Below are 20,949 nucleotides of genomic sequence, written 5' to 3'. Positions count from 1 at the left end.
ATTCCACCTCATGAGCATCATCGATTCCACGCCGGCGGCGCCCAAGGCTGCGCCGTCACGCGAGATCAAGTGGCTGAGGCGTCAGGGGCGCGTCGGGCGCGGCGCGCTTGGGCTGGCCGTGATGGTCCCGCTCGTCAGCGCCTGTCTGACCGTCACGCAGGCCTATTGGCTGGCGATGATCCTGCACCGGGCGATCGTCGATCAGGTGCCGGCCGCGAGCCAGGTCCCCGCCATCACCGCGCTCGGCGGCATGATTCTCGCGCGCGCCGTCCTGGCCTGGATCGGCGAGGCGGCGGGAATCCGGGCGGCCGAGGATGTCAAGCAGGCGGTGCGGCGCCAGCTCTTCGCCGACCTGATGCGCCGAGGGCCGGACTGGATGCGCCAGCGCGCCTCCGGCGAGCTCGCGAGCCAGATCCTGGACCAGGTCGAGGCGCTGGACGGCTATTTCGCGCGTTTCGTGCCGGCGATGATCGCCGCCGGGCTGGTGCCGGTCGCCTTCGCCGTCGTGCTGATGCCGGTCGATCTGGTGGTCGGCCTGCTGCTGCTTCTCACCGCGCCGCTCATTCCCGTCTTCATGGCGCTGGCTGGGTGGGGCGCCGAGGCGGCGAGCCGCCAGCACCTGACGGCGCTGGCGCGGCTGTCCGGCCTGTTCGCGGACCGGATTCGCGGCCTCGTCGTCCTGAAACTGTTCGGCCGGGCCGAGGACGAGATCGCCCGCGTGCGCGGCGCCAGCGACGAGTTCGCCGTCCGCACCCTGGCCGTGCTGCGCATCGCCTTCCTCTCGTCGGCGGTGCTGGAGTTCTTCGCCGCCCTCGGCGTCGCCGGCGTCGCGCTCTATGTCGGTCTCACCTATCTCGACATGATCGATCTCCGGGGCAGCGCGCTCGGCTTGCAGGCGGGCCTGTTCTGCCTGCTGATGGCGCCCGAGGTTTATCTGCCGCTGCGGACGCTCGCCGCCCACTATCACGACCGCGCCAACGCCAAGGCGGCCGTCGCCAACATCGAGGCCGCCTTCGGCGCGCTGCCAGAGGCCGCGCCGTCCCCCGCGACCTCCGCGCCAGTCGGCGCGCGGCTGGCGGGCCGTCGCGCACTCGCCGTGGCGGCGGTCGATCTGACGGTCGAGACGCCGGAACGCGGCACGATTCTCTCCAGCGCGACCTTCGAGATCGGCGCCGGCGAGACCGTCGCGCTGCTCGGGCCGAGCGGCATTGGCAAATCGACGCTGATCGAGGTTCTGGCCCGACTGCGCGGCCATTCCGGCCGGGTCGAGATCGACGGCATCGCGCTCGATGCGATCGAGGAGGGCGCGCTGCGCCGCAAGGTCGCCGTCCTCGGCCAGCGACCGCGCCTGTTCCACGGCACGATCGCGAGCAACATCCGGCTCGGCCGCCCGCATGCGAGCGACCGGGAAGTGCGCGAGGCGGCGGAGCGCGCCTGCGTGCTCGATTTCGCCGACCGCCTGCCGGAGGGACTGGACACGCCCGTCGGCGAGCGGGGCAGTGGCCTATCGGGCGGCGAGGCCCAGCGCGTCGCGCTCGCCCGCATCTTCCTGCGGGATCCCGGCCTGATCCTGCTCGACGAGCCGACGGCCCATCTCGATGCCGAAACCGAGGCGCGTGTCGTGCAGGCGATCCTTGCCTTCGCCTGGGGCCGCTCGCTGCTGGTGGCGACTCATTCCATGGCCGTGGCCGAGCAGATGGGACGGATCTGCGTCATCGATGGTGCAGGCCAGATCGTGCCCTTTGAGGCGGCCGCCGCGCTCGAACTCGACGGAGCAGCGTGATGCGTCTGCTGTTCAGCCTTTACCGCGCCCGCGCCGCCGGCCTCCTGCTGGCGCTGGCGCTCTCCTGCCTCACGCTCGTCGCCGGCGTCGCGCTGTTCGGCGTCTCGGGCTGGTTCCTGACCGGCGCGGCGCTGGCCGTCTCGGCCATGAGCTTCGACCTGTTCGCGCCCTCGGCGATGGTGCGCGGCTTCTCGTTCCTGCGCATCGCCTCGCGCTATGGCGAGCGCCTCGCCGGCCACGCCACGACGTTCAAGATCCTGTCGGATATCCGCGTCCGGGTCTTCTCGCGGCTGATCCCGCTCGTGCCGTTCAAGGCGGCGGCCCACCGCACCGGCGATTTCGTCGCCCGCCTGACCGCGGATGTCGAGGCGCTGGACATGATGTTCCTGCAGCTGGTGGCGCCGGTCGCGACCGCGATCCTCGGCGCGGTCGGCCTCGGCCTGTTCCTCGGCTTCGTGCTGCCGGACGCGCTCGTGGCGGCGCTGGTCGGCTTCGCGCTGACCGCGTTGCTGCTGCCGATTCTCATCGTGCTTGCGGGCCGTCGCAGCGGCGCGGAGACCGTGCGGACGGCGGCGGAGTTGCGCGTCGCCGTCCTGGACGGCATCGACGGCCACGCGGATCTCGTCACGCTCGGCGCGACGCGGGAGGCCATCGAGGCGATCGATCGCGCCACGGCTTCGGTGCGCACGGCGCGGCTGCGCCAGTCCTGGCGCATCGCCTGCGGCCCGGCCTTCGTCGTGCTCGGCGCCGGAGCGACCCTGATCGCGACCCTCTGGGCCGGGCTCGGCACGCTGGAAGCCGGCGGTGTCAGCGGGCCGCTGCTGGTGGCGGCGCTGCTGGCCGTGACCGCGATCTTCGAGGTGGCGGGATCGATCCTGCGCGGCGCCGGCCGGCTCGGCGCGACGAGCGCGGCGGCGCGGCGCGTGCAGGCGCTGGTCGACACCGAGCCGACGATCCGGGACCGCGCCGATCCCGTGGCGCTGCCGGCGACGGGGCCGGTCCGCTTCGAGAATATCGGCTTCTCCTATGGGCGCGATCGCTCGATCCTCGCGGGCCTCGATCTCGACATCGGCTTTGGCGAGCGCATCGCCATCATCGGCGAGAGCGGCAGCGGCAAGTCGACCCTGCTCGCCCTGCTGCTGCGGCTCGCGGATGCCGACCAGGGCCGGATCCGGATCGGCGGCGTCGACATCCGCGATGTCCGCCAGGCCGATCTGCACGCCCATGTCGCGCTGCTGTCGCAGGACGCGCCGGTCTTCATCGGCACGATCCGGGACAATCTCAGGATCGCCGATCCGGCCGCCGACGATGCGGCGCTGTTTCAGGCGCTCGAGCGGGCCCGTCTGGCGGAGTTCGTGCGCGGGTTGCCGCAGGGGCTCGGCACGTGGCTCGGGGAATCGGGACAGACGCTTTCCGCTGGCCAGGCGCGCCGCCTCTGCCTGGCGCGGACGCTGCTCTCGCCGGCGAAAGTGGTGCTGCTCGACGAGCCGACCGCCGGTCTCGACCGGCCGACCGAGGCGGCCTTCCTCGCCGATCTGCTGGCGGTGACGGCCGGGCGTACGGTCGTCCTCGCGACCCACGCCGCCCTGCCGGAAGGGGCTGTCGACACGGTCTACCGGCTCGAGAACGGGGCGTTGCGCCGGAACGGCTGATCAGCGCCGGTGCGAGGCGATGATGCCGGCGGCGAGCGTAGCCAGCGCGGCGCCGGGGTGGTCGTCGCCGACCGTCTGCCAGGTGGCGCGGGAGCCTTCGACGAGCAGGAAGAGCTGATCGGCGAGTTGCTCGGGCTCCGCGAGGCCGGAGGCGCGGCAGAGCTGGATCAGCTTGTCGCGATGCTGGCGCGTATGCGCCTCGATCACCTTGCGGCCGGGATGGGCGGGATCGGTGATCTGCATCGAGGCGCTGGCGAGCGCGCAGCCGCTTTCGTTGCCATGCTCGGCATGGTGGGCGATGCGGCAGAGCCAGGCGTTGATCTGGGCCAGCGGATCATCGGGATGCGCCGTCTCGAGCTCGCACCAGATCGCCGAGGTCTCGACGGTCAGGCCGCGCAGATATTCCGCGACCAGCAGGTCTTTCGATTCGAAATGGCGGTAGAGCGTCATCTTGTTGGTGCCGGCCGCTTCGGCGATCGCGTCGACGCCGATGCCATGCACGCCATGGCGGGCGAACAGGGCGCGGGCGGCCAGCAGGATGCGCTCGCGCGGCGGCAGGCCGCGCTCGCTTGCGTTCCGGTGAACAGACTGTTCAGCGCTTTTCGCATCCATCCCGTTTGACTCGATGTTACCCAGTAGTAACATTTAATAATGTTACTCTACGGTATCGACGCATTCCTCCCGGATTTGGGCCGGTTTCCGTAACATAGTGAAGGGAAGACCGATGACCAACATCCTTTTCGTGACCTCCAGCCCGCGCGGTGGCGCGTCGCATTCGAGCAAGGTGGCCGAGCGCGTGCTGGCCGATCTCGTCGCCAGCCATCAGGACGCCACCGTGGTGCGCCGCGATCTGGCCGCCAACCCGCTGCCGCATGTCGACGAGGCCTATCTCGGTGCGATGTTCACGCCGCCGGAAGCGCGCACCGACGCGCAGAAGGCCATGGTGGCGCTGTCCGACACGCTGGTCGATGAGCTGGTGGCCGCCGACATCATCGTCGTCGCCTCGGCGATGATCAACTTCACCATCACCTCGACGCTGAAGTCCTGGCTCGATTATGTCGCGCGGGCAGGACGGACCTTCGCCTATGTCGATGGCAAGCCGGTGGGCCTGCTGACCGGCAAGCGGGTCGTGCTGGTCGAGTCGAAGGGCGGCATTTACTCGGAAGGGCCGATGAAGCCGAGCGACTTCCAGCTGCCCTATCTGCGCTACATGCTGGCCTTCCTCGGCCTGACCGATGTCGAGGTGGTCACGGTCGAGGGCGTGAACATCGGGCCGGAGCAGGCGGCGAAGGCGCTGGCCTCGGCCGAGCAGCAGGCGGCCGAGGCGGTGCGCGCCGTCGTGTCCGAGGCGGTCGCCGCCTGATCTCGGGCCCACGCCGGATAGAGGCACGGCCGGATCTCGCGATCCGGCCGTTTCCGTTTTCAGGGGGTGGTCGTCTTGACCTCGACCTGCAGCAGGTCGGGCAGCTTCTGCGGCGCCGTCTCCGCCGTGTCGATCAGCTCCAGCACCGGCACCGGCGTCGCCGGGGCGGCGGTGATGGTCATCGTGCCCGGCGCCTTGATGAAGGCCTGCAGGGCCGGGGCCAGCTTCGCCTGGAAGCCCGGGTTCTTCAGCGCCATCAGGAACAGCGGCAGCGCGCCGGCGATCTGCTGGCGGAACTTGTCCGGCTCGACCTTCATCTTCTTCGCCTGCATGCCGACGGCGCGCTCGACGATGGACTTGTCCTCGATCGCGATCTGGCCCGCGGTGAAGCGCAGCGCGGCGAGCGCCGATTCCAGCTGCTCCGGCGCCTCGATCGCCTGGCGCGTCAGCCCGACCAGCGTCGCGTCCATGGTCAGCGTGGCGAGGTCCTTCACCGCCAGGCGGAAGCCGTCGACCTTCACGCTCTCGTCCGCTTCCCGCCAGGTGACCGCAAAGCCGTAATCCGCTGCCAGCCGATCATAGCCGAGCTCCTTCAGCATCTCGCGCGCGCGGCGGTCGCTCACCTGCGACAGGTCGAGATCCAGGCCGCGGATGTCGGTGGCGATCTTGGTCGGCACCGGGCCGATATAGGCGCCGAGGTCGAGCCGAGCGCGATCGACGGCGCCGAGCCTCTTGCCGGCCTGGACGACGTCGAGATTGACCGCCTCGGCGAAGCCCAGGGTCGGCATCAGAGGCAGCGGATCGAAATCGGTGTCGGTCTCGCTCGCCTGCATCGCCCTGGCCAGATGCTCGAGATCCCCGAAGCGGATGTCGCCGATCGCCAGTCGCTCGGCGCCCAGCGACGACTTGTCCTGCGCGGCGGCGTCGAGGTCGTTGACGCCGATCTCGCCGATGCCGTCGCTCGACAGGTCGTTGATGTGGAAGTCGCCCAGATGGAAGCGCTCGATCTCGGGCGCCGTGACGTCGAGATCATTCAGGCGCATGGCGCCGACGCCGGCGAAACCGAACAGGCCGGCGAGATTGTCGCCGACGAGCCGCGCCATTTCCTCTTCCGGCATGTCCGGCCTGGCGATGAGCGTGTCGAGGAAGTCGCTGACATTGCGCTTCGGCTGGCGCATGCGCAGGTTCTCGACCTCGAACGAGCCGATCCGGACCACGGCGCCGGGCATGTTGATCGTGAAGTTCTTGTAGACCTCGAGCGCCAGCACGTCGCGCCACTTGCCGTCGCCGACGCCGCCGACATAGCGGTCCGGGTCGAACACGGCGATCACCGCGTCGAGGTCGTATTTGCGCGCCTCGATCCGGTCGATGCCGAAGGTCAGCAGCCCGTCGGGCGAGGGCATCTCCTGCTTGACGGGGCCAACCGCGATCTGGTCGATCCTGCCATCCGCCATGCCCTTCAGTTCGTAGCTGCCATAGTCGGCCCGCGACGTTTGGCCCTCGGCGGTCTGGGTCGACTGGATGTTGCCGATGCGGATGCCGTCGATCGAGGTCTTGGCGGCGATCGCCAGCGCCTTCACGCCGGAGGTGAAGGCGCGGTTCGGGTCGAATATGAAATTGGCGAAGCTCGGCACGGCGAGATTGTCGACGCGGATGTCGCGCATCGTCACGTCGCCAAGGTCGCCGATGACGAATTTGCCGTCGTCGGCGCTGAGTTCGAGCGCCTTGAAGCCGCCATTGGCGGTCTCGGCGTAGCCAATGACGCCGAGCGTGCCGAAGCTGATCTCGACCTTGGTCGAAAGCGTCTCGCTGCGGATGGTCAGGTTGCGGAGGGTCGCGGCGCGACGACTCTCGTCATAGCTGAGCTCGGCGAAGCCGGCGACCCAGTTCGGCGAGGCGTCGAGAGCGGCGACCCAGCCACGGATCGCCGTCTCGACCGGCTCCTCGGCATGGGCGGGCAGCGCGGCAGCCATGGCGAGGGCGCTGGTGCCGGCGGCGAGAAGTCGGAGGCGTAGCGAGGGGCGGCTCATCGATGGCTCCATGACAGTCGGGCAAACGGTGCGGTCGGCCCTGGAAATTGCGCCGCGCGGGAGGCATTCGTCCCACGCGGGAAAGAAAAACCGGGCGGTCTGCACCGCCCGGATCCATATCGTTGCGCTTCGGGCGCAGGCGCGAGGCGTGACGCCTCGGATCAGTTGTTCGCCTGGATGTCGACGGCGAGCACGTCCGGCAGCGTCTGCGGCGCGGTCGAGGCGGCGCCGAAGATCTGCATGACCGGGACCGGGTTGCCCGGCGCGGCGGTGATCGTCAGCGACTTCGGGTCCTTCAGGAAGGCGGTCGCGGCGGTGGCGATGCGATCCTGGAAGCCCTGGTTGCCGACCACCGAGAGCAGCAGCGGCAGCGCGCCGGAGATCTGCTCGACGAACTGGTCCGGCGTCGCGCCCATGGCCTTGGCCTGCATGTCGATGATGCGCTGGACGATGCCGGCATTGTCGAAGCGGATGGTGGCGGCGTCGACGGTGGCGGTGGCGGCGAGCTCCGAGAGCTTGTCCGGATCCTGCAGCTTCTCGCGCGGCAGGCCGCCGAAGGTGCCGGTGATCGCCAGCTTGCCGACGTCCTGGCCGTCGAAGCTGATCGAGCGGAAGGTGAAGGTCTTGTTGGCGCCGTCATAGCCGCCGTCGACCGCGACGTCGAAGTTCAGCTTGTCGTAGCCGAGCTGCTCGACCCAGTCCTTGGTCTGCTCGTCCGACTTCAGCACTTCGCCGGGCACGTTGATGCCCTTGATGTTGAGCTGGCCGTCGTTCGGCGCGCCCTCGATGACGTTGCCGAGCGCGACGGTGAAGCTGTCGATGGCGATCGGCGCGGGCGTCTCGGTCGCGGTGACGCTGATCGTCGACACTTCGAGGTTGGAGAACGGCGTGATCTTGGCCTGGGAGTTGATCTCCTTCGGCGCCGGAACGACGGCGTCCTTCACCAGGCCCTTGGCCCAGGTGATGGTCGTCTCTTCGTCGGCGATCTTGCCCGAATCGAAGCTGATGCTCGCCGCGGTGAAGCCGCCGGCGGTGCGCTCCAGCGGGCTCTCGATGACGACCAGCGGGATCGTCACGTCGCCACCGTCCTTCGCCTTGATCAGCACGTTCGACAACGTGACGTTGTCGCCGTCGGCCTTGGCGGCCTCGAACGTGACCTTGGCCTCGTCGCGGGTCTGCGCCGCGGCGACGAAGGCGTCGGCGATCTTCTGGGCATCGGGGGCGGCGAAGGCCGCCGTCGACAGCATCAGCGCCGAGGTAAGCGTGAGGCTGCGCACCGCGAAGCCGGAAACCGACAGGTTCATTATGTCCTCCAAGGAACGAATCGAATGTGCCCGGCAGCTCAGCCAGGCTATGACCGGGAATTATTCTGGACGGAGTTCATGGCGAGAGCAAGAACGCCAACGGCCTCTGTGACCGTGTTCACGCGCGGCGAATAGGCCGATTGCAGGCGTGCGAATCCGGCGCGCCCGTCCGGCCGCTGACAGCGGCGAGGCCAACCCAAGGTGGTTTCAGCGCCGGCTGCTGGAGCAGGCGTTGATGTCCTTCGTGCCGCCCGGGCCGCAGGCGTTGACCGGCTCCATCGCGCGGATGGCCGGCGAGTTCGGATCGCTCGTGCAGCCGGCGGGGGCAAGCACACTGCCGAGCAAGAGGAGGACTGCCAGATAGCGCATGATGATCCGATCGCTTGTTGTCCGACATCAGATAGCGCGCAAGCTCCGCACGGCCAGCCTGGCCGTCCGTATCGGCGGATCTCCCGGATCCGTGTCGTGGCGCGCGGTTCTGTTTGGCAGGGCCCCGATCCGGATCGATGCCCTCGACCGCCTCGTCGTGTCAGCGACGGCTGCTCGGGCAGTCTTCGGCGTCGGAGCTGCCGCCCGGTCCGCAGGCGTTGACCGGTTCCATCGCCTGGATGCCGGGAGCATTCGGGTTGCTCGTGCAGCCGGCGAGGCCGGCGAGCGAGGTACTGATCGCAAGAATGGCCAGGAAAGCGCGCATGGATCTTCTCCTCCGGCGAGGACGCCGATGTCGCCAATATAGCGCACGCGGCTGCCGTGAGGGTAGCGCTTCGAGCAATCGGCGGTGCCCCCCGGTACGAGTGCTACATCACGATCAGGCCGATGCCCTTCAGGAGCTCCGTCGCCTGCGATTTCGAGATGATCGCCTTGCGGAAAAGGCTGGCATCGGCAAGCGTGATCGCCCCGAGGTCGCAGCCGCGCAGGTCGGCGCTTTCGAACTTCGTTGCCCGCAGATTGGCGGAGCGGATCGACGAATCGACGAAGATCGCATGGCGGAAATCCGACCCCGCGAGATCCGCGTCGGCAAAATCCACGCCGTCGATCGTTTCCTTGCGGAAGGAGACGTTGCGCAGCATCGCACCGTTGAGGCGCGAGCGCCGAAACGAAATGCCGATTAGCGCCGCGCCCTGGAAATCGCCTCCAGTCAGCTTGCAGTCCTCGAAGGCGGTGTTGGTCAGGCGCGCCCGCGAAAACTCGGCATTGCTGAAATTGCAGTGGGTGAAGCGCGCCTCCGACAGTTCGGCCCCGGACAGATTGGCCTTCAGGCCGCGGGTGTTGGACCACCGGGAATTGCTGGCGTCGGTGCCGCGGAAGTCGCTGCCGCCGAGGTCGCAATGCTCGAACACGGCCTCCGAGAGATTGAGGCCGGCGAGGTCGCAATCGATCAGGCGGCAATTGACGAAGCGCGCGCCGGCAAGTTGCGTCGCGCCGTCCAGAAGTTTCGTCAGCCGACTGTCGGTGGCGACCAGGTTCTCGATCAGGCGCGGGGATTTGGGCATGGAATCGGACCTCGCTGGCTGGAACATCATTTTACCGTCGCGGTCGGTCTTCCGCCATGCGGGTCGCTTTTCCAATCGGCCCGGCGGCGCGGGAATATCCTTTCGCGGCGGGGAAATGCGGTCGCCAAGCGCGCCGTTTTCCCCTAAGCGGGAGGCGGTCGGCGGTTAGCGAGCGAGAGTTTTCTCCAAGCCGATCAGGATGTTCTGGCCTGTTCTGCCACCGATCGTGCAGCGGGCCGGCGGAACGCGCAGGATGGAGCCACCGATGATCGTCGACGAGCGGACCTACGCCATTCACCCGGCGCATGTGCGGGAATATCTCGATCTCTATGTGCGGGAAGGCATGGAGCTGCAGGTCAGCCATCTCGGCAACCTGATCGGCTGGTTCACCACCGATGTCGGCACGGTGAACGAGGTCGTGCACATGTGGGGTTATGAGGGGCTTGGCGATCGCGAGCGCCGTCGCGCGGCGATGGAGGCCGATCCCGAATGGCAGAAGTTCCGCGCCAAGACCTCGGGCTTCGTCCAGAGCATGCGCAGCCGCATCCTGCGGCCGACCGCCTTCTCGCCGCTGCGCTAGGGATACGCGCCTTGCCGCAGAGCGAAGCCCTCCCGGAACGGGCGCCCGCTTTCGGGCCGGCCGTGGCCGCGCGCCTGTTGCGCCGGCTCGAGACGGTTCTCGGCGCGCTCTGCGTCCTGCTGCTCGTCGCCCTGCTCGGCGTGGTGAGCGTCTCGGTCGTTCTCCGCTACGGCCTGGGCGGCGGCTTCCTCGGCTCGGATGAGCTGGCGGTCTGGCTGAACGTGGCGCTGGTCGCGGCCGGCGCGCCGCTCGCCGTCAACAGCGCGCTGGCGATGCGGCTCGACGTCTTCACGCGGCGGCTGCCGGTCTGGGGGCAGGGCGTCGCGGCGATGCTGGCGGACGCTTTCGTGCTGGTCGCCGGCCTGGTCCTCGTGCTCGGCGGCGTCGAGATCGGCGCGCGGCTCGGCGGCGTCTCGCCGATGCTCGGCCTGCCGGAGTGGATCCGCTTCGCCCTTCTCGGCGCCGGCGGCGGACTGACGCTCGTCACGCTCGGGCTGCAGCGGCTCGCGGAGCGGCGCGGCCCGGGGCTCGTCGTCTCGCTCGCTGTCGCGGTCCTCGTCCATGCCGTGGCGGCGGAACTGCAATTCGCCTCGGCGCTGCCGCCGAGCCTCGTCCTCGGCCTGATCGCGTTTCTCGGCCTCGTCGTGGCGGCGCCGTTGCCGCATGCCTTCCTGGCGGCCGCCTATCTCGCCATTCCCTTCGGCAGCTCGATGCCGGAGCCGGCCATGGTCGCCTCCGTCGTTTCGGGCATGTCGAAATACCTGCTTCTCGCCATTCCCTTTTTCCTTCTCGCCGGAAGCCTGCTGACCACGTCCGGCGTCGCCGGGCGCTTCGTCCGCTTCGCCGCCGCGATGGTCGGCCACCGGCGTGGCGGGCTGGCACAGACGACATTGCTCACCAGCGTGCTGTTCTCCGGCGCGTCGGGCTCCTCGGTCGCTAATGCCGCCTTCGGCGCCACCACCTTCCAGCCCGAACTCGCCAAACGCGGCTATCCGCCGGCCCAGGCCAGTGCGATCGTCGCCGCCACATCGGTGCTCGACAATGTCATTCCGCCCTCGATCGCCTTCCTGATCCTGGCGGCGGCGACCAATCTGTCGGTCGGCAAGCTTCTGGTCGGCGGTTTCGTCGCCGGCGCCGTCATGGCCGTGGCGCTCGCGGTCGCGATCCACCTGACGGCGCGAGCCGAGGGACTTGCGGCGCCCGCGACCGCGCGCGAACGCTGGCGCGCCGCCGCCGGCGCCATCCCGGCCTTCGGCCTGGGCGTCATCGTTGTCGTCGGCATCCGCTTCGGCATCGTCACGACCACCGAGGCCGCCGCGCTGGCGGCGCTCTACACCCTGGGGCTGGGCCTGTTCGGCCGACTTGGCGCGGCAAGCCTCTACGAGGCCTTCCGCCAGGCCGGCACCGAGGCGGCGGCGATCGGCCTGCTGATCGGCACGGCCGCCCCCTTCGCCTTCCTGCTCGCCGTCGACGACATTTCCGGCCTGGTGGCGAACCTCGCCGCGGCTTTCGGCAACGGCCCGCTCGCCGTCCTGCTCTTCGCCAATCTGCTCCTGATCGTCGCGGGGCTGGTGCTCGACATCGGTGCCGCCATCCTGCTTTTCGGGCCGCTCCTGATGCCGATCGCCGTCGCCGCCGGCATCGACCCGATCCATTTCGGCGTCATCCTCGTCGTCAACCTGATGATCGGCGGCCTGACGCCGCCGGTCGGCATGCTGATCTATGTCGTCAGCGGCGTCACGCGGCTGCCCGCCACCGCGCTGTTCCGCGCCGTCCTGCCCTATCTCGCCGCGCTCCTGGTCGCGCTCGCCGTGCTTTCCGCCGGCGCGATCGCCAGCACGCTCCTCGCCCCCCACTAGGAGATTCCGCCATGTTCCGTCTCGGCCGCCGCCAGTTCCTCCGCTCCGCGACCGCGCTCGGCGCCGTGGCGCTTGCAGCGCCGGCGCTGATCGGCCGCGCCGAGGCGGCGCGCACGCTCACCGTCGCCTCGCTGCTCGGCCCCGACAAGCCGGAGACGCTGATCTGGCAGAACATCCGCGATCGCGTCGAGCAGGCGTTGCCGGGCCGGTTCCGCTTCAACATCGTCCAGAACGCGGCGCTGGGCGGCGAGAAGGAGGTGGCCGAGGGGCTGCGGCTCGGCTCGATCCAGGCGTCGCTCTCGACCGTCTCGGCGCTGTCCGGCTGGGTGCCGGAGGCGCAGATCCTGGACCTGCCCTTCGTGTTCCGCGACGGCGCGCATCTGCGCAAGGTGCTCGACGGCGATCTCGGCGCCGAGCTGAAGCGGAAATTCGCCGCCGAGCAGTTCATCGTCGCCGACTACATCAACTACGGCGCCCGCCATCTCCTCGCCAAGGAGGAGATCACCACGCCGGACGAGCTCGCCGGCAAGCGCATCCGCGTCATCCAGAGCCCGCTGCACACCAAGCTGTGGTCCGCCTTCGGCGCCAATCCGACGGCGATCCCGATCCCCGAGACCTACAATGCGCTCTCGACCGGCGTCGTCGACGCGATGGACCTGACCAAGTCGGCCTATGCCGGCTTCAAGCTCTACGAGGTGGTGCCCTGGCTGACCGAGACGGGACATATCTGGGCCTCGGGTGTGGTGATGTTCGCGGCGCCGTTCTGGAATCCGCTTAGCGACGATGAAAAGTCCGTGTTCCAGGCTGCGGCAGCGGCGGGAGCCGCCTATTTCGACGCGCTGATCATCGCCGACGAGGCCGCCTCGATGGAGATCGCGGCGGAGAATGGCGGCCATGTCGTGCAGCCGGAAGACCGCGACGCCTGGGTAGCGGGCGCGCGCGGCGTCTGGCAGGAGGTCGCCGATACAGTCGGCGGCATGGACAGGATCGAGGCGATCCGCGCCGTCACCTGACGACTCCGGTCGGCGGTCCCCGCGGCGAACGAAGTCCTCTTGCTGATCAAAGACTTGGTGTTCTTCTCTGGATCAGGTCGAGAGGCTGAGTTCTGCCTGTCCCGGTGGAAACAGACGTCAACCGGGGCGCACGGCGGGCAACGAGGAGCGCCTCCCGCGAGGCGGGAGGGGCGTTGGTGCATGTCGATCCGGCGCGAGTGTGAACTAACGGCAACCACATGCCGCCGGTCTGCCATTTCGGGCTGGCCGATATTCGTTCGTCCAACTCCGCGGGCTGCAGGTCATGAAGCATGCCTGGGAGGGCGATGAGTTGCGAAACGCCCAACGCACTTCGACCAGGGAACCATCGTTCGAATCTGATCCGCGCGATCCGCCGCGGCGACTCACGCCCAGGCAGTCACATTCGGAGCCGCGACCTGGATTGGTCCGCCAGTTCCCGTCCCATTTCCCACCCGCGCCGCCGCAAACCTTTGGGCAGACGTTCTGGGCTTGCTGGTTGGCAAAGATGTTTCCGGCTGGAACAGACGTTACCCCCTCCGCGAGGCTCGGCGCCGTTGACGACAACAGGCCGAGAACGAAGACGGCAATTAACCAGATTGTCCGTGACATGGTTCAGCCTCCCCATTTGCAAATGCGCCTCTACCGCTCGAACAGAAAATGGTCTGCCCAGCTGTCGGTATTCTTGTCATTGCAGGCGAGATCGAAGTTGTTAGCCCACTATCGCTAACGCGCCGATAGAAGTGCAGATTGCTCTCTTCTGTCAACCGACGGGTCGATGGCGGCGTTCAGTGATCGCCGGCTTGCCAGAGCCGCTCGTCGAAGCGGAACGGCCGCGTACTGGCGATGGCGAGCGTCGCCGCGTCGGGATGAGCCGGGTTCAGCAGCAGGTTGCGGCTTTCCGGCACGATGATGGACGGCACGCTCAGGATCGGCGTGCGCGCCGCGGCGAGCCAGTCATCGCCCAGGGCCTGCGGGTCGTCGGGCAGGGCGGCGAGCGTCTCGATGGCGAGGTCGCCGCATTCGATCGCCGAAAGCACGTAGTCGTCCGGCAGCAGGTCCGGCGTCAGGTCGAGATGCACGCGCACCTCGAGCACGGCGAGCGCCGCCGTCTCGGCCGCGTAGACCATCGCCCGGCCGGGTGAATTCCAGCGACCGCCATAGAGGCGGGCGCCCGTGCCGGAGAGGTCGGCGAAAGGGGCGCGGCTGATCCGCCAGGCGATCATGCCGGGGCCGCTCAGGCGGCGATGCCGTGGCCGATGCGGCCGAGCAGCGTCTCGACCTGCAGCGCGCCTTCCGACGTGTCGAGCAGCGACAAGGGCGTCTCGCCGTCGAGCGCGGCAGTCGGCCGGCGCAGCCAGGTAGCCGCCTTCTGCTGGCTGCCGAAGGTCTCCTCCGCCGCCGCGATGACGCGGGCGGCGCGCATCAACCGGTCGGATTGCTCTGATGTCAGCGTGCCGATCTTCTTCCGGTGCGACAGCGTCTTGCGCGGCAGCACGACCAGGTCGATCTCCGAGAGCGTCATCCGACCCGTGGCGATCACGTGCTCGACCGCCTTCACCGGCAGCCCGCCGCGCACGGCGGCGATCAGGTCCCGGCCGCTGCGCATCGGGATCCCGAGCGCCGCGCCGCCGACGATGTCGAGTGCATGGGTATGGCTCATCACGACCTCCGTCGCTCTCTGGCGATATGCCCGTAAGATAGGTGCATGTGGCCAGGGTGGCAAGGGTGGGATCTAGAACTGGAGCGGGAGCTGTATAGGTTGAGCAAGCGACGGTTTGCCTCTTCCATCTATGATTTTCATGACTTCTTCTCGAGAAGAGGCCAATCGGAACAGTCGATATGAGGCAGTTCTAGGATTAGCTGAAACAAATTGCTGCACTACCGACATAGCTTCCGGAACCAGGCCAATCGCTGATGCGGTGTCTGTCAGTGACGCTCCTCGTCTCCTTAGTAGTTCTCCCACAGCGAAAAGTACGTGAAAGTGGCCCTCAATTATCCACGTCTCCTCAAAGGAGTTCTTCGCCACTGAGCTCTGCCATGCCAGTGCAATTTGCCGCCTCTGTTCAATCTGCTCGTAGCATTTGAACGCTGAAATAATCAGTTCGGCAGTGACTGCATGAGGATTGAATGCATCCGTGTATAAGTTTCCAAATATCTCATTCGACTCTGTCTTGCTTTTTGTCGGCTCTCCACACCAGTAGGAGAGTAGAAGTTGCCCGGCTCTCGCTGAATCAATAATACCTTTCGAAGAAGGAGGCTCGGCTTCGCCCCTTTTTCGTCGATAGAAGTATCCGATTGCTTGAATGCTCTGAGCTAGTCGCAGCTGTATCGGATCGTTAGCGCGTAGGTCTCGCGCAAAGATCCGGCTCTGAGTGTTGCTGGCAAGCGCTATCCGCTCGATAAATTGGTTGTCGGTTGTTTCAATAATCTTGACGGAGAGAGAGCCATCAAGATTAGTAAGTAAGGCGTTTTTGTTTACGTCATGCAAGACGGATGCTGTCTGGCAACCGTTGACAATTTGAGGGTTTACCAACGTTATCGGGTGATGGCCGTTTTGGATAGTGATGATCTGATCGCAAACAATAGTCAGGCCAGAATTCAGGAACCAGAAATCCCCGGCTGATTCTGACAAGAGAGTCGCTTTGATCTCTCTGTTTACGTCATTGTCCAGGCCCAGGAATAGGCGGACATTCTGCCATACAAGGCGCTCGTCAAACTGCTCAGTCTCAGGTGCGGTCAGGAAGGTAGTTATGTCCTTCAAATTTGCGCGTATCAACAGGCCGTGATGGCCATTCTCGTCGATAGAAAGTGCGCCCGCGATAGGCAAAAGCTTTTTGCGAAATCGCGGCTTGGCGGCCCTAACAACCCCGTGTGCCAATTCATATAGCCCATGCTCCATCAAATCGATATTGTGGCGGGCTAAGCTATCTCTCAACCTCTCTCGTTCAGCTTTAGAAAGTGTTGCCTGATTTGAGAATAGGTGAACCTGAATACGGAATATTTCCTCTGAGAGAATTTCCCAGATCTGACGTATCTTTGCGGACAGCCGCCCATTTACGTCTCTGAAAATCTCCTCTCGATGGTACATGAGATCATCGACAAACGAGATGATCTTGTCGATCTCTTCCCCGGGAAATGATTTTCGAGAATTCTTATAGGACTGAACCGTTTTGCATGATCCGAGATGGATAATTCTATTATCAATGTCGATGAAGACGATATCAATCCCACGGTCAGCACCGCCGTCGACGATATGATCAGAAACTTCTGAGGCGGTGATTTGAAACACCGTCTCTGTTACAAGGCGTACAAAGGCCAATCCGCGAGATACATAGTCGCCTTCTCGCTCGCGAATGCCGCTTTCAATCAGTCCGAAGTCGAGAATACTCGACTTCGGCTCATGAACAGCTAGCGAAGCTCCCAATCGTTACCCCTTAGCTACACCCGCTCGTATTTCCACACGTGTCGCACTTCAGGCAGGTGCCGTTGCGCACCATCGTGAAGTTACCGCATTCGGTGCAGCTTTCGCCCTCATAGCCCTTCATCCGCGCGATCGCGACCTGCTCGGCCGCCTTCGGCTTCGGCTGGGCGGCGGCCGGCGTCGCGACCGGCTCGGCCTGGCCGACGGAAAGCTCCGTCTCGCTCGCCACGTCGCGCTTGAAGGCGGTGGCGGCCGCGCCGCCGATCGAGGTGGTGCGCAGCGTCGTCACGGTCGAGCCGGTGGTCGCCGGGGCCGTTGCGGCGCCCTTCGATTCCCCCATGCGGTCGACGAGCTTGAAGCGCTCGGTCTTGCCGCGGACGAGGCCATGGCTGACCGGGGCCGGCTTCGACGTCGGCTGGTCGCCGCCGCCGAGCGTCGTCGCATTGTTGTCCTCGGGCAGAACGTGGGCGAGGTCGTTGCGGCCGAGATAGGACACGGCGAGCTCGCGGAACACGTAGTCGAGGATCGAGGTGGCGTTCTTGATCGCCTCGTTGCCGGTGACCATGCCGGCCGGCTCGAAGCGGGTGAACACGAAGGCCTCGACATACTCTTCCAGCGGCACGCCGTATTGCAGGCCGAGCGAGATGGCGATGGCGAAGTTGTTCATCATCGCGCGGAAGGCGGCGCCTTCCTTGTGCATGTCGATGAAGATCTCGCCGAGGCGACCGTCGCGATATTCGCCGGTATGGATATAGACCTTGTGGCCGCCGACATTCGCCTTCTGGGTGTAGCCGGTGCGACGGTCGGGCATGCGCTCGCGCTTGCGGACCTCGCGCTCGATGATCCGCTCGACGATGCGCTCGGCGATCTGTTCGGCGCGCGCCGCGGCGGGCTTCGCCACCAGAGCCTCGACCGCGTCCTCGGCGTCGTCCTCGTCATCGGCGAGGAGCTGCGAATTGAGCGGCTGCGACAGCTTCGAGCCGTCGCGATAGAGCGCGTTCGCCTTCAGCGCCAGCTTCCACGACAGCATGTAGGCGTTCTTCGCGTCCTCGACGGTCGCGTCGTTCGGCATGTTGATCGTCTTGGAGATGGCGCCCGAGATGAAGGGCTGCGCCGCCGCCATCATGCGGATGTGGCTCTCGACCGAGAGATAGCGCTTGCCGAGCTTGCCGCAGGGGTTGGCGCAATCGAACACGGCGTAGTGCTCGGTCTTCAGGTGCGGAGCGCCCTCGAGGGTCATCGCGCCGCAGACATGGATGTTGGCGGCCTCGATGTCCTTCTTGGCGAAGCCGAGCGCCGGCAGCAGCTCGAAGGCCGGGTCGTTCAGCTGTGCGTCGGTGAAGCCGAGCCCCTTCAGGAAGTCCTCGCCGAGCGACCACTTGTTGAAGACGAACTTGATGTCGAAGGCCGAGGCGAGCGAGCCTTCGAGCTTCTCCAGAACCTCGTCGGTGAAGCCCTTGGCCTTGAGCGAGGTGTGGTTGACGCCCGGCGCCTGGCGGAGCGACGCGTGGCCGACCGCATAGGCCTCGATCTCGGCGATCTGGTGCTCGGCATAGCCGAGCGTCTGGAGCGCTTCCGGCACGGCGCGGTTGATGATCTTGAAGTAGCCGCCGCCGGCGAGCTTCTTGAACTTCACCAGCGCGAAGTCCGGCTCGATGCCCGTCGTGTCGCAATCCATGACGAGGCCGATCGTGCCGGTCGGCGCGATCACGGTCGCCTGCGCATTGCGGTAGCCGTGCTGCTCGCCGAGCGCCAGCGCCTTGTCCCAGGCCGCCTTGGCGTGCTCGCCGAGGCGGGCATCCTTCAACGAGGCGTGGTCGAGCGGCACTGGCAGGACCGACAGGCCCTCATAGCCCGTGGCCTCGGCATACGCCGCGCGGCGATGGTTGCGGATGACGCGGAGCATCGGCTCGCGGTTCTTGGCGAAGCCGGGGAAGGGGCCGAGCTCCTTGGCCATCTCGGCCGAGGTGGCGTAGGCGGTGCCGGTCATGATCGCGGTCAGCGCGCCGCAGATGGCGCGGCCCTCGGCCGAGTCATACGGAATGCCGGCGGTCATCAGCAGGCCGCCGATATTGGCGTAGCCGAGGCCGAGCGTGCGGAACTCGTAGGAGAGTTCGGCGATCTCCTTGGACGGGAACTGCGCCATCAGCACGGAGATCTCGAGCACCACCGTCCAGAGCCGGCAGGCATGCTCGTAGCGGTCGACGTCGAAGCTCTTGTCCTCGTTGCGGAACTGCAGAAGGTTCAGCGAGGCGAGGTTGCAGGCGGTGTCATCGAGGAACATGTACTCCGAGCACGGATTGGACGCGTTGATGCGACCGGATGCCGGGCTGGTGTGCCACTCGTTCATCGTGGTGTTGAAGTGCAGGCCCGGATCGGCGGAAGCCCAGGCGGCGTGGCCGATCTGCTCCCAGAGGTCGCGCGCCTTCAGCGTCTTGGCGATCTTGCCGTCGGTGCGGCGGATCAGCTTCCAGTCGCCGTCATTCTCGACCGCGCGGAGGAAGTCGTCCGAGATCGAGACGGAGTTGTTCGAGTTCTGGCCGGAGACGGTCAGGTAGGCTTCCGAATCCCAGTCGGTGTTGTAGGTCGGGAACTCGATGTCGGTGTAGCCCTGCTTGGCGAACTGGATGACGCGCAGGACGTAGTTCTGCGGCACCAGCGCCTTCTTGGCGGCGCGGATCTCGCGCTTCAGCGCCGGATTCTTGGCCGGGTCGTAGCAATCGTCGCCCGAGCCCTCGCAGTTCACGCAGGCCTTCATGATGGCCTTGAGGTGCTGCGCGTTGATCTTCGAGCCGGTGACGAGGGCGGCGACCTTCTGCTCCTCGTGCACCTTCCAGTTGATGTACTTCTCGATGTCGGGATGGTCGGCGTCGACGACGACCATCTTGGCGGCGCGGCGCGTCGTGCCGCCCGACTTGATGGCGCCCGCCGCGCGGTCGCCGATCTTCAGGAAGCTCATCAGGCCGGACGACTTGCCGCCGCCGGAAAGCTTTTCGCCCTCGCCGCGCAGGGCGGAGAAGTTGGAGCCGGTGCCGGAACCGTACTTGAACAGGCGCGCCTCGCGGACCCAGAGGTCCATGATGCCGCCCTCGTTCACCAGGTCGTCGGAGACGGACTGGATGAAGCAGGCATGTGGCTGCGGATGCTCATAGGCGGTCTTCGACTTGACCAGCTTGCCGGTCTTGAAGTCGACGTAGAAATGGCCCTGGCTCGGACCGTCGATGCCATAGGCCCAGTGCAGGCCGGTGTTGAACCACTGCGGGGAGTTCGGCGCCACCTTCTGGGTCGCCAGCATGTAGCGGTGCTCGTCGAAGAAGGCCTGGGCGTCCTCCTCCGTGTCGAAATAGCCGCCCTTCCAGCCCCAATAGGTCCAGGTGCCGGCGAGACGATCGAACACCTGGCGCGAATCGGTCTCGCCGCTGAAGCGTTCCTTCTCGGGCAGCGCCGCGAGCGCCTTCTCGTCGGCGACCGAGCGCCAGATGAAGGACGGGACGTCGTTCTCCTCGACGCGTTTCAGGCGCGCCGGCACACCGGCCTTGCGGAAATATTTCTGGGCGATGATGTCGCTCGCGACCTGGCTCCAGGTGGCCGGCACGGCGATGTTCTCGAGGCTGAAGACGATCGAGCCGTCGGGATTGCGGATCTCGCTCTTGGTGGTTCGGAACTCGATCCCGGCATAGGCAGACTGGCCCGCTGTCGTGTAGCGCCGTTCGATCCGCATCGTCTCAAGCCCCTTGTGTGCAAGCGGCGCACCCAGTCGCGCCGCCGGCCGGACCTCAAGCCCGGCTCTGTCCCTTGTTCAACGCATTCCACGCGGATGGAGGTTCTAGCCGTCCATCATCTTGTGCTCAAGATACGCTGAAGCTCTAAATATAGTGTCTACACACGGAATGTCACGTCGCCGCGAACGCCCGATCCGCAACACAATAGGGCGCCGGCACGGCGAAGGGAGTCTACCCGTCCGCCGTTTGCCGAAGCCGCTATCGATGTTTCTGGAAATCCGGGCCGAGCGGCCCAGGGCGCATTCCAACTCTAGGCGGAAATTAGTCCGAGTCCGACAAAAGCGTCAAGGAATAGTGGCGGTGGATAGTTTGCTGGCTAGATCTGGACATCGCGCCGCCGATCGGCATCGCCGGGGCCCCGTCGTCGGCGCTGGAGCGGGAGTTGCAGGATTAACAAAGCCTTACTCGATGGGTGTGGCCGCTCGACCACCCCGAGGGGCCGCCTGGGCGCCCCGCGCCTTATCCTCAATCTCCACAGACCGAGCGAATCGCGTCGACTGTGGCCGGCGCGATCTTGAAAATCGGAAACCGCAGGAACCGGCCAAGATGGCGCGGAAGAGGGGCGGGAACGGGTCGCGGCGGGCGGAGCGCCGCGCCGCGAATCGCCGCGCCGGGATGTCCCTGTGGCCTGAAAAGCAGAAAGCCCTCCGCGGGGAGGGCTCTCGAAAA

Annotated in this window: 17 protein-coding genes; 6 read left to right on the top strand and 11 right to left on the bottom strand. The window is 66.5% G+C overall.

Annotated elements, in window-relative coordinates; translation table 11 throughout:
• The first annotated feature begins 10 nt into the window (after positions 1-10).
• Together cydD and cydC are read left to right on the top strand one after the other, a co-directional pair.
• Positions 11-1,783: a thiol reductant ABC exporter subunit CydD gene (gene cydD / locus G539_RS23625; protein WP_051231065.1), complete on the top strand. Its 1,773-nt coding sequence runs from the start codon at positions 11-13 to the stop codon at positions 1,781-1,783.
• Complete coding sequence (gene cydC / locus G539_RS0104095) at positions 1,783-3,435, top strand: thiol reductant ABC exporter subunit CydC (protein WP_029074072.1); 1,653 nt, start codon at positions 1,783-1,785, stop codon at positions 3,433-3,435. Before cydD ends, cydC begins: the two co-directional genes overlap by 1 nt.
• On the opposite strand, the gene G539_RS0104090 is transcribed toward cydC, so the two are convergent.
• Complete coding sequence (locus tag G539_RS0104090; protein ID WP_029074071.1) at positions 3,436-4,047, bottom strand: TetR/AcrR family transcriptional regulator; 612 nt, start codon at positions 4,045-4,047, stop codon at positions 3,436-3,438. It lies immediately after the preceding gene.
• Between the two features lie 112 nt (positions 4,048-4,159).
• On the opposite strand from G539_RS0104090, the gene G539_RS0104085 reads away from it, so the two are divergent.
• Positions 4,160-4,798: an FMN-dependent NADH-azoreductase gene (locus G539_RS0104085; protein ID WP_029074070.1), complete on the top strand. Its 639-nt coding sequence runs from the start codon at positions 4,160-4,162 to the stop codon at positions 4,796-4,798.
• 59 nt (positions 4,799-4,857) lie between these two features.
• On the opposite strand, the gene G539_RS0104080 is transcribed toward G539_RS0104085, so the two are convergent.
• The 5 genes from G539_RS0104080 to G539_RS0104060 form a co-directional block, all read right to left on the bottom strand.
• The gene (locus G539_RS0104080; protein ID WP_156911789.1) at positions 4,858-6,828 is read right to left on the bottom strand and encodes a hypothetical protein; all 1,971 of its coding nucleotides are present in this window, start codon (positions 6,826-6,828) and stop codon (positions 4,858-4,860) included.
• Positions 6,829-6,989: 161 nt separating this feature from the next.
• On the bottom strand, positions 6,990-8,132 hold the full coding sequence (locus G539_RS0104075) for a hypothetical protein (RefSeq protein ID WP_029074068.1): 1,143 nt from the start codon (positions 8,130-8,132) through the stop codon (positions 6,990-6,992).
• A 207-nt stretch (positions 8,133-8,339) separates the two neighbouring features.
• Positions 8,340-8,501 carry a hypothetical protein gene (locus G539_RS26930; protein WP_156911787.1) on the bottom strand — a complete coding sequence of 54 codons (162 nt, stop codon included), beginning with the start codon at positions 8,499-8,501 and terminating at the stop codon, positions 8,340-8,342.
• Between the two features lie 160 nt (positions 8,502-8,661).
• The gene (locus G539_RS26925; RefSeq protein ID WP_156911785.1) at positions 8,662-8,826 is read right to left on the bottom strand and encodes a hypothetical protein; all 165 of its coding nucleotides are present in this window, start codon (positions 8,824-8,826) and stop codon (positions 8,662-8,664) included.
• Positions 8,827-8,929: 103 nt separating this feature from the next.
• Complete coding sequence (locus G539_RS0104060; protein WP_051231064.1) at positions 8,930-9,625, bottom strand: pentapeptide repeat-containing protein; 696 nt, start codon at positions 9,623-9,625, stop codon at positions 8,930-8,932.
• Between the two features lie 265 nt (positions 9,626-9,890).
• Here G539_RS0104060 and G539_RS0104055 point away from each other — a divergent pair, with 265 nt between their 5' ends.
• The 3 genes from G539_RS0104055 to G539_RS0104045 are packed head-to-tail and all read left to right on the top strand — an operon-like array spanning position 9,891 to position 13,077.
• Positions 9,891-10,205 carry an NIPSNAP family protein gene (locus G539_RS0104055; RefSeq protein ID WP_029074066.1) on the top strand — a complete coding sequence of 105 codons (315 nt, stop codon included), beginning with the start codon at positions 9,891-9,893 and terminating at the stop codon, positions 10,203-10,205.
• A gap of 11 nt (positions 10,206-10,216) precedes the next feature.
• Positions 10,217-12,064: a TRAP transporter large permease subunit gene (locus G539_RS0104050; protein WP_029074065.1), complete on the top strand. Its 1,848-nt coding sequence runs from the start codon at positions 10,217-10,219 to the stop codon at positions 12,062-12,064.
• A gap of 11 nt (positions 12,065-12,075) precedes the next feature.
• The gene (locus tag G539_RS0104045; RefSeq protein WP_029074064.1) at positions 12,076-13,077 is read left to right on the top strand and encodes a TRAP transporter substrate-binding protein; all 1,002 of its coding nucleotides are present in this window, start codon (positions 12,076-12,078) and stop codon (positions 13,075-13,077) included.
• A 204-nt stretch (positions 13,078-13,281) separates the two neighbouring features.
• Here the strand turns inward: G539_RS0104045 and G539_RS27730 are convergent, their stop codons facing one another.
• The 5 genes from G539_RS27730 to G539_RS0104025 form a co-directional block, all read right to left on the bottom strand.
• Entirely contained in the window at positions 13,282-13,686 is a 405-nt protein-coding gene (locus G539_RS27730; protein WP_084639796.1) for a mannan-binding protein, read from the bottom strand.
• A 176-nt stretch (positions 13,687-13,862) separates the two neighbouring features.
• Positions 13,863-14,300 (bottom strand): RES family NAD+ phosphorylase, encoded by a 438-nt coding sequence (locus tag G539_RS0104040; RefSeq protein WP_029074063.1) that lies wholly within the window; start codon positions 14,298-14,300, stop codon positions 13,863-13,865.
• 11 nt (positions 14,301-14,311) lie between these two features.
• Entirely contained in the window at positions 14,312-14,737 is a 426-nt protein-coding gene (parS, locus tag G539_RS0104035; protein ID WP_029074062.1) for a type II RES/Xre toxin-antitoxin system antitoxin, read from the bottom strand.
• 72 nt (positions 14,738-14,809) lie between these two features.
• Positions 14,810-16,501 carry an AIPR family protein gene (locus tag G539_RS26520; RefSeq protein ID WP_156911783.1) on the bottom strand — a complete coding sequence of 564 codons (1,692 nt, stop codon included), beginning with the start codon at positions 16,499-16,501 and terminating at the stop codon, positions 14,810-14,812.
• 10 nt (positions 16,502-16,511) lie between these two features.
• Positions 16,512-20,219 (bottom strand): vitamin B12-dependent ribonucleotide reductase, encoded by a 3,708-nt coding sequence (locus tag G539_RS0104025; protein ID WP_029074061.1) that lies wholly within the window; start codon positions 20,217-20,219, stop codon positions 16,512-16,514.
• Positions 20,220-20,949 lie beyond the last annotated feature (730 nt).

Origin of the sequence: Kaistia adipata DSM 17808 (genome assembly GCF_000423225.1) — a bacterium.
GTDB classification, from domain to species: domain Bacteria; phylum Pseudomonadota; class Alphaproteobacteria; order Rhizobiales; family Kaistiaceae; genus Kaistia; species Kaistia adipata.
This window is presented reverse-complemented; position numbering and strand designations above follow the sequence as displayed.

What these genes read in the sequence shown, in the direction of transcription:
- cydD (WP_051231065.1), top strand. Translation starts at nt 11, where the DNA reads ATGAGCATCATCGATTCCACGCCGGCGGCGCCCAAGGCTGCGCCGTCA.
- cydC (WP_029074072.1), top strand. Translation starts at nt 1,783, where the DNA reads ATGCGTCTGCTGTTCAGCCTTTACCGCGCCCGCGCCGCCGGCCTCCTG.
- G539_RS0104090 (WP_029074071.1), bottom strand. Translation starts at nt 4,047, where the DNA reads ATGGATGCGAAAAGCGCTGAACAGTCTGTTCACCGGAACGCAAGCGAG.
- G539_RS0104085 (WP_029074070.1), top strand. Translation starts at nt 4,160, where the DNA reads ATGACCAACATCCTTTTCGTGACCTCCAGCCCGCGCGGTGGCGCGTCG.
- G539_RS0104080 (WP_156911789.1), bottom strand. Translation starts at nt 6,828, where the DNA reads ATGAGCCGCCCCTCGCTACGCCTCCGACTTCTCGCCGCCGGCACCAGC.
- G539_RS0104075 (WP_029074068.1), bottom strand. Translation starts at nt 8,132, where the DNA reads ATGAACCTGTCGGTTTCCGGCTTCGCGGTGCGCAGCCTCACGCTTACC.
- G539_RS26930 (WP_156911787.1), bottom strand. Translation starts at nt 8,501, where the DNA reads ATGCGCTATCTGGCAGTCCTCCTCTTGCTCGGCAGTGTGCTTGCCCCC.
- G539_RS26925 (WP_156911785.1), bottom strand. Translation starts at nt 8,826, where the DNA reads ATGCGCGCTTTCCTGGCCATTCTTGCGATCAGTACCTCGCTCGCCGGC.
- G539_RS0104060 (WP_051231064.1), bottom strand. Translation starts at nt 9,625, where the DNA reads ATGCCCAAATCCCCGCGCCTGATCGAGAACCTGGTCGCCACCGACAGT.
- G539_RS0104055 (WP_029074066.1), top strand. Translation starts at nt 9,891, where the DNA reads ATGATCGTCGACGAGCGGACCTACGCCATTCACCCGGCGCATGTGCGG.
- G539_RS0104045 (WP_029074064.1), top strand. Translation starts at nt 12,076, where the DNA reads ATGTTCCGTCTCGGCCGCCGCCAGTTCCTCCGCTCCGCGACCGCGCTC.
- G539_RS27730 (WP_084639796.1), bottom strand. Translation starts at nt 13,686, where the DNA reads ATGTCACGGACAATCTGGTTAATTGCCGTCTTCGTTCTCGGCCTGTTG.
- G539_RS0104040 (WP_029074063.1), bottom strand. Translation starts at nt 14,300, where the DNA reads ATGATCGCCTGGCGGATCAGCCGCGCCCCTTTCGCCGACCTCTCCGGC.
- parS (WP_029074062.1), bottom strand. Translation starts at nt 14,737, where the DNA reads ATGAGCCATACCCATGCACTCGACATCGTCGGCGGCGCGGCGCTCGGG.
- G539_RS0104025 (WP_029074061.1), bottom strand. Translation starts at nt 20,219, where the DNA reads ATGCGGATCGAACGGCGCTACACGACAGCGGGCCAGTCTGCCTATGCC.